Raw genomic sequence first — 15,481 nt, 5'->3', positions numbered from 1 at the left:
CCCGAGGGTGCCCTTCTTCACTGCAGCGCGATCAGTTCAGCGCTGGCTTGTCGCCATTGATCGGGATGCGCTTGGCCTTGGCTTCTTCAGGCACGATGCGCAGCAGGTCGATGCTGAGCAGGCCATTGGCCAGGCCGGCGGCCTTCACTTCGATATGGTCGGCCAGGCGGAACGACAGCTTGAAGGCGCGTTGCGCGATACCCTGGTGCAGGTAGGTCACTTCAGCGGCGCCATTGTCGCGCTTGCCACCGGTCACGGTCAGGACGCCTTTTTCGACTTGCAGGTCGAGGTCCTGCTCCTGGAAACCGGCTGCGGCAACCACGATGCGATAGTGGTCATCGCCATGCTTTTCCACGTTGTAGGGCGGGTAGCTGCTACCGGCCTCGTTACGTGCCGCAGATTCGAACAGGTCGTTGAAACGGTCGAAACCTACGGAATGGCGGAACAGGGGTGCGAGAGAGAAAGCGGTGGTCATGGTCATAAACTCCTGAGATTCAGCAAGTAAGTCATTACGCGACCCGACTTCGGCATCGCGTACTCAAGAGATATGGCCGAGGGAAATGCTTTCAAGGGGCAAGGAGAAAAAATCTGATTTTTGCACTGGATCTGATGGCCCTATCGCCGGCAAGCCAGCTCCCACAGGTACTGCACAGGTTTCAAAGGCTGCGGTGTTCCTGTGGGAGCCGGCTTGCCGGCGATAGGGCCGGATCAGGCTACACAGGCTTCCAGAGCTTGAGCCTCAACAACCCCCAGCAACCGGCTGATCCGCGCGCAATCATCCTCCCGGCGCAACTCGGCAAACAGCACCACCGCCTCCGGGTAACTGCGGGTCAGCATCGCCAACCACTGCTTCATCCGCCCCGGCGCATAGCGCGGCGACAGCTTGTGCTGAGCCTGACGCCAGAACTCGCGCAGCAACGGCAGCAAATCGTCCCAGCTCATCGGCTGATAATCGCGCCCGTCACGCGCGGCCGCAATCTGCAGACCCAGGTCGGGACGCGATACCAGCCCACGGCCCAGCATGATGTCTTCGGCCCCACTGACCTCACGGCAACGCCGCCAGTCATCGACAGTCCAGATCTCGCCATTGGCGAACACCGGCACCTTCACCACATCCTGCACCCGCGCCACCCACTCCCAGTGCGCCGGCGGTTTGTAGCCTTCGACCTTGGTCCGTGCATGCACCACCAGGTGCGCCGAGCCGCCTTCGGCCAGCGCCGTGGCACACTCCAGTGCACCATCAGGGCTGTCGAAGCCCAGGCGCATCTTCGAGGTCACCGGGATATCGGCCGGCACGGCACGGCGCACTTCGCGCACGATGGCGTGCAGCAGTTCCGGCTCTTTGAGCAGCACGGCACCACCCCGCGACTTGTTCACGGTCTTGGCCGGGCAGCCAAAGTTCAGGTCGATCACCGGTGCGCCCAGCTCGCAGGCCAGCGCGGCGTTTTCCGCCAGACATACCGGGTCCGAACCCAGCAACTGCACACGCATGGGCACCCCGGCAGCCGTGCGCGCGCCCTGGCGCAGCTCGGGCGCCAGCTTGTCGAACGAAGAAGGCGGCAGCAGGCGGTCGCACACACGAATGAACTCGGTGACGCACCAGTCGATGCCGCCCACGCGGGTCAGTACGTCGCGCAGGATGTTGTCGACCAGCCCCTCCATGGGGGCCAGGGCAATTTGCATGTCGGGGTCTCGGCGGAAAAAGCCGGCAGTCTAACAAAAATTGCCGGGGTTTCAGGCGCCGATCAGCGCCGGGCCGTAACCGTCAAGGAATTCTGCCGGCATGCGTTTGGGCTTACCGCTGGACAGCTCGATGCAGGCGAAGGTGGTTTGCGCACGCAGCAGGGTCACGCCGTCACGCGGGCGCTTGAGCTGGAAACGGCGAGTCATGCGCAGGCGCTGGTCCCAATCGATGATCCAGGTGGCCAGTTGCAGTTCATCGTCCTCGTAGGCAGCGGCCAGGTAGTCGATTTCGTGACACACTACCGCCATGGCGCGGTCTAGCCGACGGTATTCGGCCAGGTCCAGGCCCAGGCGCTGGGAGTGGCGCCAGGCACAGCGCTCCAGCCAGGTGACGTACACCGCGTTATTGGCGTGGCCGAGGCCATCAATGTCCTCGCTGCCGACGCGCAGGTCGATGACGAAGGGTGTTGCCAGGTCCCAGCTCATGTTCGCTTCCTTGGCGGAAAAAGTGAATTTAGCCGTGACGAGTGAGGGAATGTCCAGCCCTGCTGCCACTCAGGCGCTTTGACGCGCCGGTGCAGCAGCGCGGGCGAGCAATTCGAGCACTGCCTCACCCAGCCGCGGGTCGGACAGTACACGCTGATGCCCACCCGCCTCCAGCAGCATCAGGCGGCTGTCGAACCACGCTTTATGGATAACCTGAGCCTCATCGGCGGCCACCAAGGCGTCATCAGCGGCATGCACCACCAGCCCCGGCAACTCCAGCTGATAACCGGTCACATCCAGCCGGGCTATCTGCATCCCCACATCCCGCTCAATCTGCCGAATGAACGCCGCCCGCGCCCGTGCCGGAAGCCCCAGGCGATGAGCAAAACCACGCAACACACCCAACAGCCGCGCCGGGGCCGCAATGCTGACCGCAGCCTCTGTACGCAGCCCCATCTGCAAGGCCAGCAACACACTGGCACCGCCCATGGAATGGCCAATGACCGCACGCAGCGGCGGCAGCTCGGCGGCGGCCTCCAGCAGGGCCCGGGCAAACAGCACCACATTGGCCTGCTCGCCAGGCGAACGCCCATGCCCCGGCCCCTCCAGTGACACCACCGTGTGCCCGGCCTGGACCAAGGTTTCGATCAACGCAGCAAACTGGGTCGGGCGCCCTTCCCAACCGTGCATCAGCAGCACGGTCGGCCCATTACCCCAGCGCAGGGCCGACAAGCCGAAGCGCAGGGTAATGCGCTCGGCACTGACCAACACGGGCAACTCCCAATCCCGCGGCGGCAAGTTGCGCGGCGTCATGAAGGCACGGCGCATCCTGCCCGCGACATGCTCGGGGGCCAGGCGGCCCAGGGTGCCATTGACACCACGAATCCAGCTCAGGGTAGTCATTGTCATGCTCCAGGGTTAAAGCACCGCCGATTTGGCGGCGCGCAGAATACGGTCTGACAACTCGCTGGTACCCAGGGCGCGGGCCAGGGCCAGGCCACCGACCATCAACGCCAGATCGGCCAAGGCTTTGTCGGCATCCTCGGGGCGATCGACCATGGCAGCGGTCATCAGCTCGATGTGTTCGGCCAATACCTCACGGAAGACTTCCGGCAGGCGCTGCATCTCGCCCAGCGAATTAGGCAGCGGGCAGGCGTGCACTTCGGCATCCCGGTGTTTACGCGACAGGTAGAAGGCACTGGCCAGCGCCCGCCGCCCCGCACCATCGAGACTGGGGTCGATCTGGGCGAGCAAGGCGCGGCGCTCACCCAACAGCTGGCGGAACGCCTCTAGCATCAGCTCGTCCTTACTGTCGAAGTGGGCATAAAAACCACCGACGGTCAGGCCTGCGGCGCCCATTACCTGGCTAACGCTGGGCTCGGCCGGGCCGTGCTGGATCAGCGCACTGCGTGCGGCTTCCAGAATGCGTTCGCGGGTTTTGCTCTTCTTGTCGCTCATCTGAACATTCGCCGGACGAAATATGATGATCGAAATATTATTCTCATCATATTTTTTGGCAAGCAGAATTTCTCGCCGCCTGTCGGTTGCGAATTTTTCGGGAGGGAGAAAAACAAAAGGCCCATTCAATAATCGAATGAGCCTTAAAGGTCCCGCAAAACGCGGGTAAATTTGGCGTCCCCTAGGGGACTCGAACCCCTGTTACCGCCGTGAAAGGGCGGTGTCCTAGGCCACTAGACGAAGGGGACGAACCTTCTTACCTTCAAGACCCGGTTGCTGGACCCGGTCTTGCTCGACAGCCTTGGCTGCCAAGCGGAATTTGGTGGAGCTAAGCGGGATCGAACCGCTGACCTCCTGCATGCCATGCAGGCGCTCTCCCAGCTGAGCTATAGCCCCGGATTTTTAGCCTCGCGGCCCAGCGACATCGTGAAACATCGCTTGTGCAAAACTGGCGTCCCCTAGGGGACTCGAACCCCTGTTACCGCCGTGAAAGGGCGGTGTCCTAGGCCACTAGACGAAGGGGACGAACCTTCTTACCTTCAAGACCCGGTTGCTGGACCCGGTCTTGCTCGACAGCCTTGGCTGCCAAGCGGAATTTGGTGGAGCTAAGCGGGATCGAACCGCTGACCTCCTGCATGCCATGCAGGCGCTCTCCCAGCTGAGCTATAGCCCCACAATGTCGCTCTGAACAGAATCGCTGACTGGGTGGCTGGCGTTTCGTTTTCGTTCATCGCTGTGGACGGGGCGCATATTAAGATCGGATTGCCGGGCTGTCAAACGAAATTTCGAAAATATTCAAAAGTTTTTTCACAGATAACAATAACTTACCGCCCTGCCCCGGTTTTTGGGGCTTACATGGACCTGTGGGAGCGGGCGTGCCCGCGAATGCGGTATTGAATTTACCATCGCATTCGCGGGCACGCCCGCTCCCACAGGTTAGGCGTAAAGCTGAATCAGGCGATCGAGGCCAGCAGCTTTTCCCACTCTTTGTTTTCTTTCTTCGACACGCCACCCAGCAAGTCCAGGGCCTGGCGCAGGCGGTAGCGGGTCAGGTCCGGGCCAAGGATTTCCATGGCGTCCAGTACCGACACCGAACTGGCCTGGCCAGTGATGGCGGCGAACATCAGCGGCATGGCGTCACGCAGCTTCAGTTCCAGCGCCTCGACCACGGCCTGGATGCAGCCGGTGATGCGCTCTTTTTCCCACTGGCGCAGGCTTTCGAGCTTCCACAGGATCAGCTGGATCACCTGACGTACCTGGTCAGCCGACAGTTTCTTGCTTTCGAACAGCTTGGCATCCAGCTTCAGCGCGCCTTCGAAGAAGAACCCGCCCAGCGGGGCAACCTGGCTGAAAGTTTCCACACGGCCCTGCACGTGCGGGGCGATCTTCATCATGTAGTCGCTGTTGAATGCCCACTTCTGCAGGCGTGCCGCGAATTCCTCGACCGGCAGCTCGCGCAGCCACTGGCCGTTGAGCCAGGACAGCTTCTCGATGTCGAAGATCGGCCCGCCGAGCGAGATGCGCGACAGGTCGAAGTGTTCGACCATTTCAGCCAGCGAGAACTTCTCGCGCTCGTCCGGCATCGACCAGCCCATGCGGCCCAGGTAGTTGAGCATCGCCTCGGGCATGAACCCCATGCGCTCGTAGAAGGTGACCGAGGTCGGGTTCTTGCGCTTGGACAGCTTGGATTTGTCCGGGTTACGCAGCAGCGGCATGTAGCACAGCTTTGGCTGTTCCCAGCCGAAGTACTCATACAGCTTGATCAGCTTGGGTGCCGACGGCAGCCACTCTTCGCCACGCAGTACGTGGGTGATGCCCATCAGGTGGTCGTCGACCACGTTGGCCAGGAAGTACGTCGGCAGGCCGTCGTTCTTCATCAGCACCTGCATGTCCATGCGGTCCCACGGGATTTCGACATCGCCGCGCAGCATGTCCGGGACCACGCACATGCCTTCGCTCGGCACCTTCATGCGGATCACATGCGGCTCGCCAGCGGCCAGGCGGCGCTCTACTTCCTCGGCGCTCAGCAGCAGTGCGCGACCGTCGTAGCGCGGGGTCTCGCCACGGGCTTGCTGCTCGGCACGCATCTGGTCCAGCTCTTCAGCGGTGCAGAAGCAGTAGAAGGCGTGACCGGCGTCGACCAGTTCCTTGGCGTACTTGGCGTAGATCTCGCCACGCTCGCTCTGCCGGTACGGGCCGTGCGGGCCGCCGACGTCCGGGCCTTCGTTCCATTCGATGCCGAGCCAGCGCAGGGCGTCGAAGATCTGCTGTTCCGACTCGCGCGTGGAGCGCAGCTGGTCGGTGTCTTCGATGCGCAGGATGAACTCACCGCCGTGCTGCTTGGCAAAGCAGTAGTTGAACAGGGCGATGTAGGCAGTGCCGACATGGGGGTCGCCGGTAGGCGATGGCGCGATACGCGTGCGTACGGTGGTCATGGAAGGTCTCGAACGAAAGATGAAACAAAGGCGGGATGTTAGCAGGAGGCAGGCACCGGGCTCCAGCAATGGCGCGAACGTCACTTGTCGACAGGCCCTGTGCCGCTGTTAAATTTATTTACATTTCTGGAACGATAGTCCCCATGCCCGCCCAACTCAAACGCCGCCTGCTGGTCTTTTTCACCCTCGTGGCCCTCATCGCCCTCGCCTTCCTGGCCCACTGGTACTTCAAAGGCCGCTTCTACGAGAGCACCGACAACGCCTACGTGCAGGGCGAAATCACGCGCATTTCCAGCCAGCTGGGCGCCCGCATCGACACGGTGCCGGTCGAGGACAACCAGCACGTCAACAAGGGCGACCTGCTGGTGCGCCTGGAAGCCGCTGACTTCGAGCTGGCGGTTGAGCGCGCCCACGCCGCCCTCGCCACCCGCGAAGCCGAGTACGCACAGGCGCAAAGCCGCCTGACCCAGCAAGGCAGCCTGATTGCTGCCGGCCAGGCCCAGGTGGCGGCCAACCAGGCCACTTTCGACCGTTCACGGCTGGACCTGAGCCGCGCCGAGAAGCTGCGCAAGCCTGGCTTTGTATCCGAAGAACGGGTCACCACCCTGTCGGCAGACAGCCACGTCGCCGGCTCCCAGGTCGACAAGGCCCGCGCCGACCTGCAAAGCCAGCGCCAGCAAGTCAACGCGCTGAACGCCGACCTCAAACGCCTCGATGCGCAAATCGCCAATGCCCGCGCCGACCTGGCCCAGGCTGAGCTGAACCTGACCCGCTGCGAGATCCGCGCACCAATCAGCGGCACCATCGGCCAGCGCAGTGCGCGCAATGGCCAGGTGGTGCAGGCCGGCGCCTACCTGCTGTCGATCGTGCCAGACGAAGACATCTGGGTGCAGGCCAACTTCAAGGAAACGCAGATTGGCCACATGCAGCCCGGCCAGCGCGCTGAACTGCTGTTCGACAGCTACCCCGACACGCCCATCGAAGGCCGGGTCGACAGCCTGTTCGCCGCGTCGGGCGCGCAATTCAGCCTGCTGCCGCCCGACAACGCCACCGGCAACTTCACCAAGGTGGTGCAGCGCATCCCGGTAAAACTCACCTTCCGCGCCGACAACCCGCTGCACGGGCGCATCCGCCCCGGCATGTCGGTAACCGCCACCGTCGACCTGCGCAGCGAAAACGAAGGCCACGATGGCCGGTGATCAACTGCTCAGGCCTACAGCCGAGCCCACCCGACGCGACTGGATCGCAGTGATGAGCGTGATGCTCGGCGCCTTCATGGCGGTGCTGGACATCCAGATCACCAACTCGTCGCTCAAGGACATCCAGGGCGCACTGTCGGCCACGCTGGAAGAAGGTTCATGGATTTCCACCTCCTACCTGGTGGCGGAAATCATCATGATCCCGCTAACCGCCTGGCTGGTGCAGCTATTGTCCGCCCGTCGCCTGGCGGTGTGGGTATCCGCAGGCTTCCTGCTGTCGTCACTGCTGTGCTCGATGGCCTGGAACCTGGAGAGCATGATCCTGTTCCGGGCCCTGCAAGGCTTTACTGGCGGCGCGCTGATCCCGCTGGCCTTCACCCTCACCCTGATCAAACTGCCTGAGCACCACCGCGCCAAAGGCATGGCCATGTTTGCCATGACGGCCACCTTCGCCCCGTCCATCGGCCCCACGCTGGGTGGCTGGCTGACTGAAAACTGGGGCTGGGAGTACATCTTCTACATCAACATCCCGCCGGGGCTGGTGATGATCGCCGGCCTGCTGTACGGGCTGGAAAAGAAGGAAGCGCACTGGGAACTGCTCAAAAGCACCGATTACGCCGGCATCGTCACCCTGGGCCTGGGGCTGGGTTGCCTGCAGGTGTTTCTGGAGGAAGGCCACCGCAAGGACTGGCTGGAATCGCACCTCATCGTGGGCCTGGGCAGCATCGCCCTGGTCAGCCTGATCACCTTCGTCATCCTGCAGTTTTCCAAGCCACACCCGCTGATCAACCTGCGCATCCTGGGCAACCGCAATTTCGGCCTGTCGAGCATTGCCAGCCTGGGCATGGGCGTGGGGCTGTACGGGTCGATCTACCTGTTACCGCTGTACCTGGCGCAGGTGCAGGGTTACAACGCCTTGCAGATCGGCGAGGTGATCATGTGGATGGGGATTCCGCAGCTGTTCCTGATACCGCTGGTGCCGCAATTGATGAAGGTGATATCGCCCAAGGTGCTGTGTGCGCTGGGGTTCTGCCTGTTCGGTGCGGCCAGTTTCGGCTCGGGGGTGCTCAACCCGGATTTTGCCGGGCCGCAGTTCAACCATATCCAGATCATCCGCGCCTTGGGCCAACCGATGATCATGGTGACCATTTCGCTGATTGCCACGGCCTATGTCCAGCCGCAGGATGCCGGGTCGGCTTCGAGCCTGTTCAATATCCTGCGTAATCTGGGCGGAGCGATTGGTATTGCCTTGCTGGCCACCCTGCTGGATGCGCGGACCAAGGTCTACTTCGATTACCTGCGGGAGGCGGTGGTGCCGAGCAACCCGCAGGTGGCGGAGCGGCTGGCGCAACTGGCCGAAAGGCTGGGGAATGACAATGCGGCGCTGGGGAAGCTGAGCGAGATTACCCACCAGCAGGCGTTGATCATGGCGTACAACGATGCGTTCCACTTCGTCGGGATCGGGTTGGCGGTGAGCATGGTGGCGGTGTTGCTGACCCGGAAGTTGCCGGAAGGCTTGAAAGCCGGGGAAGCCCACTAAACAACTTTCAAGTTCTGCGCAGCCCCAGTGGGAGCGGCCTTGTGTCGCGATTGGGCCGCACAGCGGCCCCGGCATTATTTGCTTTAAAGCTGAAATCCGGGGACCGCTACGCGGCCCAATCGCGACACAAGGCCGCTCCCACAGAGCCGGCGGCAGGCTTCAGCTGGTAATCAACCGCTCGCGCAGTTGGGCAATTTCATCACGCAACTGCGCCGCCGCCTCGAATTCCAGATCGCGGGCAAACTGCATCATCTTCTCTTCCAGTTGCTTGATACGCTTGGTGATCTCGCCCGGCGTGCGCAGTTCGGCCTCGTAACGGGCGCTCTCCTCCGCCGCCTTGGCCATGCCCTTGCGCTTCTTGCTGCGCGCGCCAGGGACGGTGGCACCTTCCATGATGTCGGTAATGTCCTTGACCACGCCCTTGGGCACAATGCCGTTGGCTTCGTTGAACGCGATCTGCTTCTCGCGGCGGCGCTCGGTTTCGTCTATCGCTCGCTGCATCGAGCCCGTGACGTTATCAGCGTAAAGGATTGCCCGGCCATTCAGGTTTCGCGCAGCACGCCCGATGGTCTGGATCAGTGAGCGCTCGGAACGCAGGAACCCTTCCTTGTCGGCATCGAGGATCGCCACCAGCGACACCTCCGGCATGTCCAGACCCTCACGCAGCAGGTTGATACCGACCAGCACATCGAAAGTACCCAGCCGCAGGTCGCGGATGATTTCCACCCGCTCCACGGTGTCGATGTCCGAGTGCAGGTAGCGCACCCGCACGTCATGGTCGGCCAGGTAGTCGGTCAGGTCTTCAGCCATGCGCTTGGTCAGCGTGGTGGCCAGCACCCGCTCGCCCTGGGCCACACGCTTGCGGATTTCCGACAACAGGTCGTCCACCTGGGTCAGTGCCGGGCGCACCTCGACCTGCGGGTCGACGAGGCCGGTCGGGCGCACCACCTGCTCCACCACGCGCCCGGCGTGCTCAGCCTCGTAGGGGCCAGGGGTAGCGGACACAAAGATGGTTTGCGGGCTGACGTCCTCCCATTCATCGAAACGCATGGGGCGGTTGTCCAGCGCCGAGGGCATGCGGAAGCCGTACTCGACCAGCGTTTCCTTGCGCGAACGGTCGCCTTTGTACATGGCGCCGACCTGCGGAACACTCACGTGGGATTCATCGATCACCAGCAGCGCATCCGGCGGCAGGTAGTCGTACAAGGTGGGCGGCGGCGCGCCGGCCGGGCGGCCAGACAGGTAGCGCGAGTAGTTCTCGATGCCGTTGCAGTAGCCCAGCTCCAGGATCATCTCCAGGTCGAAGCGGGTGCGCTGCTCCAGACGCTGCGCCTCCACCAGCTTATTGGCCTTGTGCAGGTACTCCAGGCGCTCCTTCAACTCTTCCTTGATACCCTCCACCGCCTCCAGCAGGGTTTCCCGCGGCGTGACGTAGTGGCTCTTGGGGTAGAAGGTAAAACGCGGCAGCTTGCGGAAGACCTCGCCGGTGAGCGGGTCGAAGGCGGCGATATTTTCCACCTCGTCATCGAACAGCTCGATGCGGATGGCTTCAAGGTCCGATTCCGCCGGGAAAATGTCGATCACATCACCGCGCACGCGGAACGTGGCACGGGCAAAGTCCATTTCGTTGCGGGTGTATTGCAGGTCCGCCAGACGGCGCAGCAATGCGCGCTGGTCGAGCTTGTCACCACGGTCTACGTGCAGGACCATTTTCAGGTAGGACTCGGGGCTACCCAAACCATAGATGCACGAAACGGTGGTCACGATGATCGCATCGCGCCGCTCCAGCAGCGCCTTGGTCGCCGACAGGCGCATCTGCTCGATATGGTCGTTGATCGAGGCGTCCTTCTCGATGAAGGTGTCCGAAGACGGCACGTAGGCTTCCGGCTGGTAGTAGTCGTAGTAGGAAACGAAATACTCCACCGCATTGTTGGGGAAAAACGCCTTGAATTCGCCGTACAGCTGCGCGGCCAGGGTCTTGTTCGGCGCCAGCACCAGGGTCGGGCGCTGCACTTGCTGGATGACATTGGCAATGCTGAAGGTCTTGCCCGACCCGGTCACCCCGAGCAACGTCTGGTGCGACAGCCCCGCCTCGATGCCTTCGACCATCTGGCGAATGGCCTCGGGCTGGTCGCCGGCCGGCTGGAAACGGGTGACGAGCTGGAACTCGGACATGACGGACCTCGCGGTGCTGCAGCAACTGTAAATTTAGCCAGTAGTCTATACCCAAATGCGCCCGCCCGGGGGCGCTTTCAAGGCGTAGCTGTGAGCGCGTGTAACGGTGGACCCGGCAATTCGACCAATGGTCGAAAAATATTTGCGCAAATAGCCGGAAAAGCTGTGCCAGAGTGTCGCAGTGACCGGTCGGTATCACTATACTGACTCCCCGTTTGTGCACCGCTTCAGTGCATTCGGCTGGAGCGTGTACGTCCTATCACTCTCCAATCAGAGCCAAGGTAACAATGAGCCTGTTTTCCGCTGTCGAGCTGGCACCCCGCGACCCTATTCTGGGCCTCAACGAAGCATTCAACGCCGACCCACGTACCGACAAGGTCAACCTGGGCGTAGGCGTGTACTGCAATGAGGAAGGCCGCATTCCGCTGCTGCGCGCCGTGATCGAAGCCGAGACCCAGCGTGCCGCCCAGCACGCCTCGCGCGGCTACCTGCCGATCGACGGTATCGCCACCTACGACCAGGCTGTGCAAAAACTGATCTTCGGCGCCGAGTCGCCACTGCTGGCCGCTGGCCGCGTGGTTACCGTGCAGGCCGTCGGCGGTACCGGCGCACTGAAGATTGGCGCCGACTTCCTCAAGCGTATCTCGCCGAACGCCGTGGTTGCCATCAGCGACCCAAGCTGGGAAAACCATCGCGCCCTGTTCGAATCGGCCGGCTTCCCGGTGCAGAACTACCGCTATTACGACGCGCCGACCCACGACGTCAACCGCGCCGGCATGCTCGAAGACCTGAACAACCTGCCATCCGGCTCGATCGTGGTGCTGCACGCCTGCTGCCACAACCCGACCGGCGTCGACCTGAGCCTGGATGACTGGAAAAACGTCCTGGAAGTGGTCAAGGCCAAAGGCCACGTACCGTTCCTCGACATGGCCTACCAGGGCTTTGGTGACGGCATCGCCGAAGACGCCTTCGCCGTGCGCCTGTTCGCCGAGTCGGGCCTGGAGTTCTTCGTTTCCAGCTCGTTCTCCAAATCGTTCTCGCTGTACGGCGAGCGCGTGGGTGCACTGTCGATCGTCACCGCGTCCAAGGACGAGAGCACCCGCGTGCTGTCGCAGGTCAAGCGTGTGATCCGCACCACCTACTCCAACCCGCCAACCCACGGCGCCACCATCGTGGCCACCGTACTGAACAGTGCCGAACTGCGCCAGATGTGGGAAACCGAACTGGCCGAAATGCGCGAGCGTATCCACGGCATGCGCAAGCAGATGGTTTCGCTGCTGGCCGAATATGGCGCCAACCGCGACTTCAGCTTCGTTGGCCGTCAGGTTGGCATGTTCTCCTACTCGGGCCTGACCGTTGAACAGGTTGCCCGCCTGAAGAACGACTTTGGCATCTACGCCCTGGACACCGGCCGCATCGCAGTGGCCGCGCTGAACCAGAGCAACATCCACGTGGTCACCAAGGCCATCGTGGAAGTGCTGTAACTCATTGTTTTGCCAAGGGGTAGCTTGACATCCTCTTGGCAATCAGTAAGATACGCGCAGATTCCGCGATAGCTCAGTCGGTAGAGCAAATGACTGTTAATCATTGGGTCCCTGGTTCGAGTCCAGGTCGCGGAGCCAAACACTGAAAAGCCCCCGGGTGCGCAAGCAACCGGGGGCTTTTTCTATGCGCCGGGTTTATTGGCCCAGCACCTCGGTCACCGGCTTGCCCTCGTCCACCAGGCTCCAGACCAGCAGCTTGGCGGGTTGGGTCTTGCTGGCATTGCGGGACACGCTGTGCACGGTACCAGGCGCCTCATACCAGTAATCGCCGGCCTTGTAGGTCTTTTCCTGCTCGTTGTTGAGTTTCGATACCACGCTCCCTTCCAGCACATAGGCCATTACCGCGCCCGGGTGCTGGTGCGCGGGGGATGCTTCGCCGGGCGCGTAGCTCACAGTGAGCATGACGGCGGTTTTGCCGGGGGCATTTGAAGGCTGCTGTTGTTGCAGGACCTTGACCTGATCGGCAACGCTGCCGTGCGCCCAGACAGGGGCCTGGGCGGCGAGCAGCGCAAAAAGAACGAAGGCTAAGGGTTTCATGGTGGGCTTCTCCTGGATGGCGGTTGCCAGCAGGTTAGGCCCAGGCCCACGGAAGCGAAATGGCCAATCCGCAGGAAAAACAGGGGGCCGCTTCGCAGCCCCGGCGATCTCAGCTACTCCGGCCGATCGGGTAAAACGCCCCTTGGCTCCACACCCCAAGCCACTCCTCGCCCTCGATCACACGCGGCACCGCCAGCTCCACCAGCTGGTAGAACACGTTGCGATGAATCAGCGCCTCAAGGTTGCTGCGCATCAGCACATAGGGCGACGGTTCCTGCGTCACCGGGTCGATCACCACACGCAGCGGGCTGTCCGGCCCGGCATCCACCTGGTCCTCGACATTGCTGGTAAAGCGCAGCACCTGCTGTTCGCCCTCCCCCAGCACCTCCAGCGCCACCGCCACGAACGGCGCGTCATCCACGCGGATGCCAACCTTTTCTACCGGGGTAACCAGGAAGTAGTCATCGCCATCGCGGCGGATGATGGTGGAGAACAGCCGCACCATCGGTTTGCGCCCGATCGGCGTACCCAGGTAGTACCAGGTGCCATCGCGAGCGATCCGCATGTCGATGTCGCCGCAGAAGTCCGGGTTCCACAGATGCACCGGCGGCAACCCCTTGGCCTTGGGGATCTGCGCCAGAAGATCATTGGCCTTGCCGGAATCGCTCATCACACCTGCCTCATTCGCTCATGCCCAGAAGGCTACGAGCGTACTCGCGCATCGGGGCGCCAAGCAAATCCTCGGGGGTATTGTCGTGGAACGTCAACAAACCGCCACGGCTCTTGATGCGTGCGGTATCGATCAGGTAGCGGGTATTGGTTTCGATCAGCATCATCTGCACCACGCCACTGTCCCAACCCAAGCGGTCGACCGCCTGTTCGTCATACCATTCGTCGCCATTGCCGATACGGTCGTCGGTACGGGCGAAGCGGGTGTACAACACGTAGTCCGCACCTACCGAACGCGCCTGGGCAACGGCTTCTTCCAGGCCCAGCGGGCCTTGGGCGCGGCGCACCAGCGGGAAATATTCGACAAAGCTCTTGAAGGCCTGCTCGGCCACCACGTTCTGCCGAGGCACTGGCCCCTTGCCTGGTGGCACGAACGCGCCTTGGCCGATGAAGATGAACGAATCGGGCTGCAGACGGATCGACAGGGTGCGACGGGTATCACTGTGGTCCAGCAGACCGGCATCGCTCATGTGATAACGAACGCCCTCGCCCATATCGCTGACATTCATGCAACCGCCCAGCGCCATCAGCGCCAGCAGCAAGACCAGGCTACGCATCTTTCCTCCAGTGGCCGGTGACGAAAAACCGGCGAATAGCCGGCGGATGCAGCTTTTGCGCCAGCTTCAGCCACCGATCACTTTCATCACCATCACATCCCCGGAAAACGCTTGCTCTTGCTTGTCAGCCAAGGCCTTGACCAGCAAGCGCTGCAGGGCCGGCAATGCCTGATGGCGTGGCTTATCCAGCAGATCGCCGACGAAGTGGCGATTGCTGGACGAAAGGCAGCCATGCAACCAGCCTGTCGAGGACAAGCGCAAACGCGAGCAGGTGCGGCAGAACGGCAGGCTTTCGTTGGCAATGACGCCGAAGTGCCCACGTCCAGGTATTTCATAACGCAAAGCCGTGGCGTCCACTGGCGCATCGACCTGGGCATAGGTGTGCCTGCTGCCAATCAGCGTGAGCAGTGGGTCAAGGCCGAGGAACTGTTGCAGGAAGGTATTGCGGTCACGCGCCAGGTGGCCCATGCGCATGAGCTCTATGAAGCGAAGCTCAAAGCCGCGTTCAAGGCAGTAATCCAGTAGCGGCACTACCTGGTCGAGGTTCTGCCCGCGCATCGGCACCATGTTCACCTTGATGCGCATCCCCATCGCACTGGCCTGCTCCATGCCTGCCAGCACATTGGCCAGGTCACCACCCCGCGCAATGCGGCGGAAGGCTTGAGGGTCAAGGGTGTCGAGTGAAACATTCAGGCGGCGGATGCCAGCTGCCTGCAACTGGGGCAACTTGCGCGCCAACAGCTGGCCATTGGTGGTCAACGAAATATCATCGAGGCTTAGTTTGGCCACAGCGGCCAGAAAGGCATCCAGGCGTGGGCTGACCAGCGGCTCACCGCCCGTGATGCGCAGCCGCTCGATACCGGCCGCTTCGATCAGGTAGGCCACGCCACGGGCCAGGGCATCCGCCGACAATTCGTCATGCGCCGCCACCAGACGCTTGCCGTCTGGTACGCAGTAGGTGCAGGCGTAATTGCAGGCAGCCGTCAGGCTGACGCGCAGGTTGCGAAAACGCCTGCCTTGACGATCGACAATCATGAATGACTCCGGCATGGATGATGAGGGCTGGCAAAACCTGACTCATAAATCAGGTTTTTGCAAGCCCCCCGCTTCATACCGGGTATCAGCAGCGAACGAAGCT

Annotated in this window: 14 protein-coding genes and 5 tRNA genes; 4 read left to right on the top strand and 15 right to left on the bottom strand. The window is 62.3% G+C overall.

From position 1 onward, the window contains the following. Positions 1-31 precede the first annotated feature (31 nt). The 10 genes from N436_RS01515 to gltX all read right to left on the bottom strand — a co-directional run bounded on the left by N436_RS01515 (position 32) and on the right by gltX (position 6,062). Entirely contained in the window at positions 32-475 is a 444-nt protein-coding gene (locus tag N436_RS01515) for an Hsp20 family protein (RefSeq protein ID WP_051099848.1), read from the bottom strand. Between the two features lie 233 nt (positions 476-708). Continuing rightward, complete coding sequence (locus N436_RS01510; protein WP_110740248.1) at positions 709-1,683, bottom strand: tRNA-dihydrouridine synthase; 975 nt, start codon at positions 1,681-1,683, stop codon at positions 709-711. Between the two features lie 51 nt (positions 1,684-1,734). Beyond that, positions 1,735-2,169, bottom strand: coding sequence for a thioesterase family protein (locus N436_RS01505; RefSeq protein ID WP_110740247.1), 435 nt, complete (start codon positions 2,167-2,169; stop codon positions 1,735-1,737). Positions 2,170-2,238: 69 nt separating this feature from the next. Next, complete coding sequence (locus N436_RS01500) at positions 2,239-3,072, bottom strand: alpha/beta hydrolase (RefSeq protein WP_110740246.1); 834 nt, start codon at positions 3,070-3,072, stop codon at positions 2,239-2,241. A gap of 15 nt (positions 3,073-3,087) precedes the next feature. Beyond that, positions 3,088-3,627 carry a TetR/AcrR family transcriptional regulator gene (locus N436_RS01495; protein ID WP_016715158.1) on the bottom strand — a complete coding sequence of 180 codons (540 nt, stop codon included), beginning with the start codon at positions 3,625-3,627 and terminating at the stop codon, positions 3,088-3,090. 172 nt (positions 3,628-3,799) lie between these two features. Further along, a tRNA-Glu gene (locus N436_RS01490) sits at positions 3,800-3,875 on the bottom strand. 72 nt (positions 3,876-3,947) lie between these two features. Further along, a tRNA-Ala gene (locus tag N436_RS01485) sits at positions 3,948-4,023 on the bottom strand. Between the two features lie 53 nt (positions 4,024-4,076). Beyond that, positions 4,077-4,152 (bottom strand) — tRNA-Glu (locus N436_RS01480). Between the two features lie 72 nt (positions 4,153-4,224). Further along, a tRNA-Ala gene (locus N436_RS01475) sits at positions 4,225-4,300 on the bottom strand. A 280-nt stretch (positions 4,301-4,580) separates the two neighbouring features. Beyond that, positions 4,581-6,062 (bottom strand): glutamate--tRNA ligase, encoded by a 1,482-nt coding sequence (gene gltX / locus N436_RS01470; RefSeq protein ID WP_060498767.1) that lies wholly within the window; start codon positions 6,060-6,062, stop codon positions 4,581-4,583. Between the two features lie 143 nt (positions 6,063-6,205). Here gltX and N436_RS01465 point away from each other — a divergent pair, with 143 nt between their 5' ends. Both N436_RS01465 and N436_RS01460 read left to right on the top strand, forming a co-directional pair. Beyond that, the gene (locus N436_RS01465; protein WP_110740245.1) at positions 6,206-7,261 is read left to right on the top strand and encodes an HlyD family secretion protein; all 1,056 of its coding nucleotides are present in this window, start codon (positions 6,206-6,208) and stop codon (positions 7,259-7,261) included. Between the two features lie 49 nt (positions 7,262-7,310). Further along, positions 7,311-8,801 (top strand): MDR family MFS transporter, encoded by a 1,491-nt coding sequence (locus N436_RS01460; RefSeq protein ID WP_177410866.1) that lies wholly within the window; start codon positions 7,311-7,313, stop codon positions 8,799-8,801. Between the two features lie 159 nt (positions 8,802-8,960). Here N436_RS01460 and uvrB read toward each other — a convergent pair whose 3' ends face one another. Further along, complete coding sequence (uvrB, locus tag N436_RS01455) at positions 8,961-10,976, bottom strand: excinuclease ABC subunit UvrB (protein WP_105945341.1); 2,016 nt, start codon at positions 10,974-10,976, stop codon at positions 8,961-8,963. Between the two features lie 287 nt (positions 10,977-11,263). Between uvrB and N436_RS01450 the strand changes: the two genes are divergently transcribed. After that, the gene (locus tag N436_RS01450; RefSeq protein ID WP_016715151.1) at positions 11,264-12,460 is read left to right on the top strand and encodes an amino acid aminotransferase; all 1,197 of its coding nucleotides are present in this window, start codon (positions 11,264-11,266) and stop codon (positions 12,458-12,460) included. Between the two features lie 62 nt (positions 12,461-12,522). Beyond that, positions 12,523-12,598: transfer RNA gene (locus N436_RS01445), tRNA-Asn, on the top strand. Positions 12,599-12,655: 57 nt separating this feature from the next. Here N436_RS01445 and N436_RS01440 read toward each other — a convergent pair. The 4 genes from N436_RS01440 to N436_RS01425 form a co-directional block, all read right to left on the bottom strand. After that, the gene (locus tag N436_RS01440) at positions 12,656-13,057 is read right to left on the bottom strand and encodes a cupin domain-containing protein (protein WP_110740243.1); all 402 of its coding nucleotides are present in this window, start codon (positions 13,055-13,057) and stop codon (positions 12,656-12,658) included. Positions 13,058-13,166: 109 nt separating this feature from the next. Continuing rightward, on the bottom strand, positions 13,167-13,727 hold the full coding sequence (locus N436_RS01435; RefSeq protein ID WP_110740242.1) for a DUF1285 domain-containing protein: 561 nt from the start codon (positions 13,725-13,727) through the stop codon (positions 13,167-13,169). 10 nt (positions 13,728-13,737) lie between these two features. After that, positions 13,738-14,343 (bottom strand): DUF4823 domain-containing protein, encoded by a 606-nt coding sequence (locus N436_RS01430; RefSeq protein WP_019098587.1) that lies wholly within the window; start codon positions 14,341-14,343, stop codon positions 13,738-13,740. A gap of 66 nt (positions 14,344-14,409) precedes the next feature. Beyond that, the gene (locus N436_RS01425) at positions 14,410-15,378 is read right to left on the bottom strand and encodes a GTP 3',8-cyclase MoaA (protein ID WP_110740241.1); all 969 of its coding nucleotides are present in this window, start codon (positions 15,376-15,378) and stop codon (positions 14,410-14,412) included. Positions 15,379-15,481 lie beyond the last annotated feature (103 nt).

The sequence above is a fragment of the Pseudomonas sp. RV120224-01b genome, assembly GCF_003208145.1.
Lineage (GTDB): Bacteria > Pseudomonadota > Gammaproteobacteria > Pseudomonadales > Pseudomonadaceae > Aquipseudomonas > Aquipseudomonas monteilii.
Note: the sequence above shows the minus strand (reverse complement) of the source record. Positions and strands in the feature narration are given on the sequence as shown.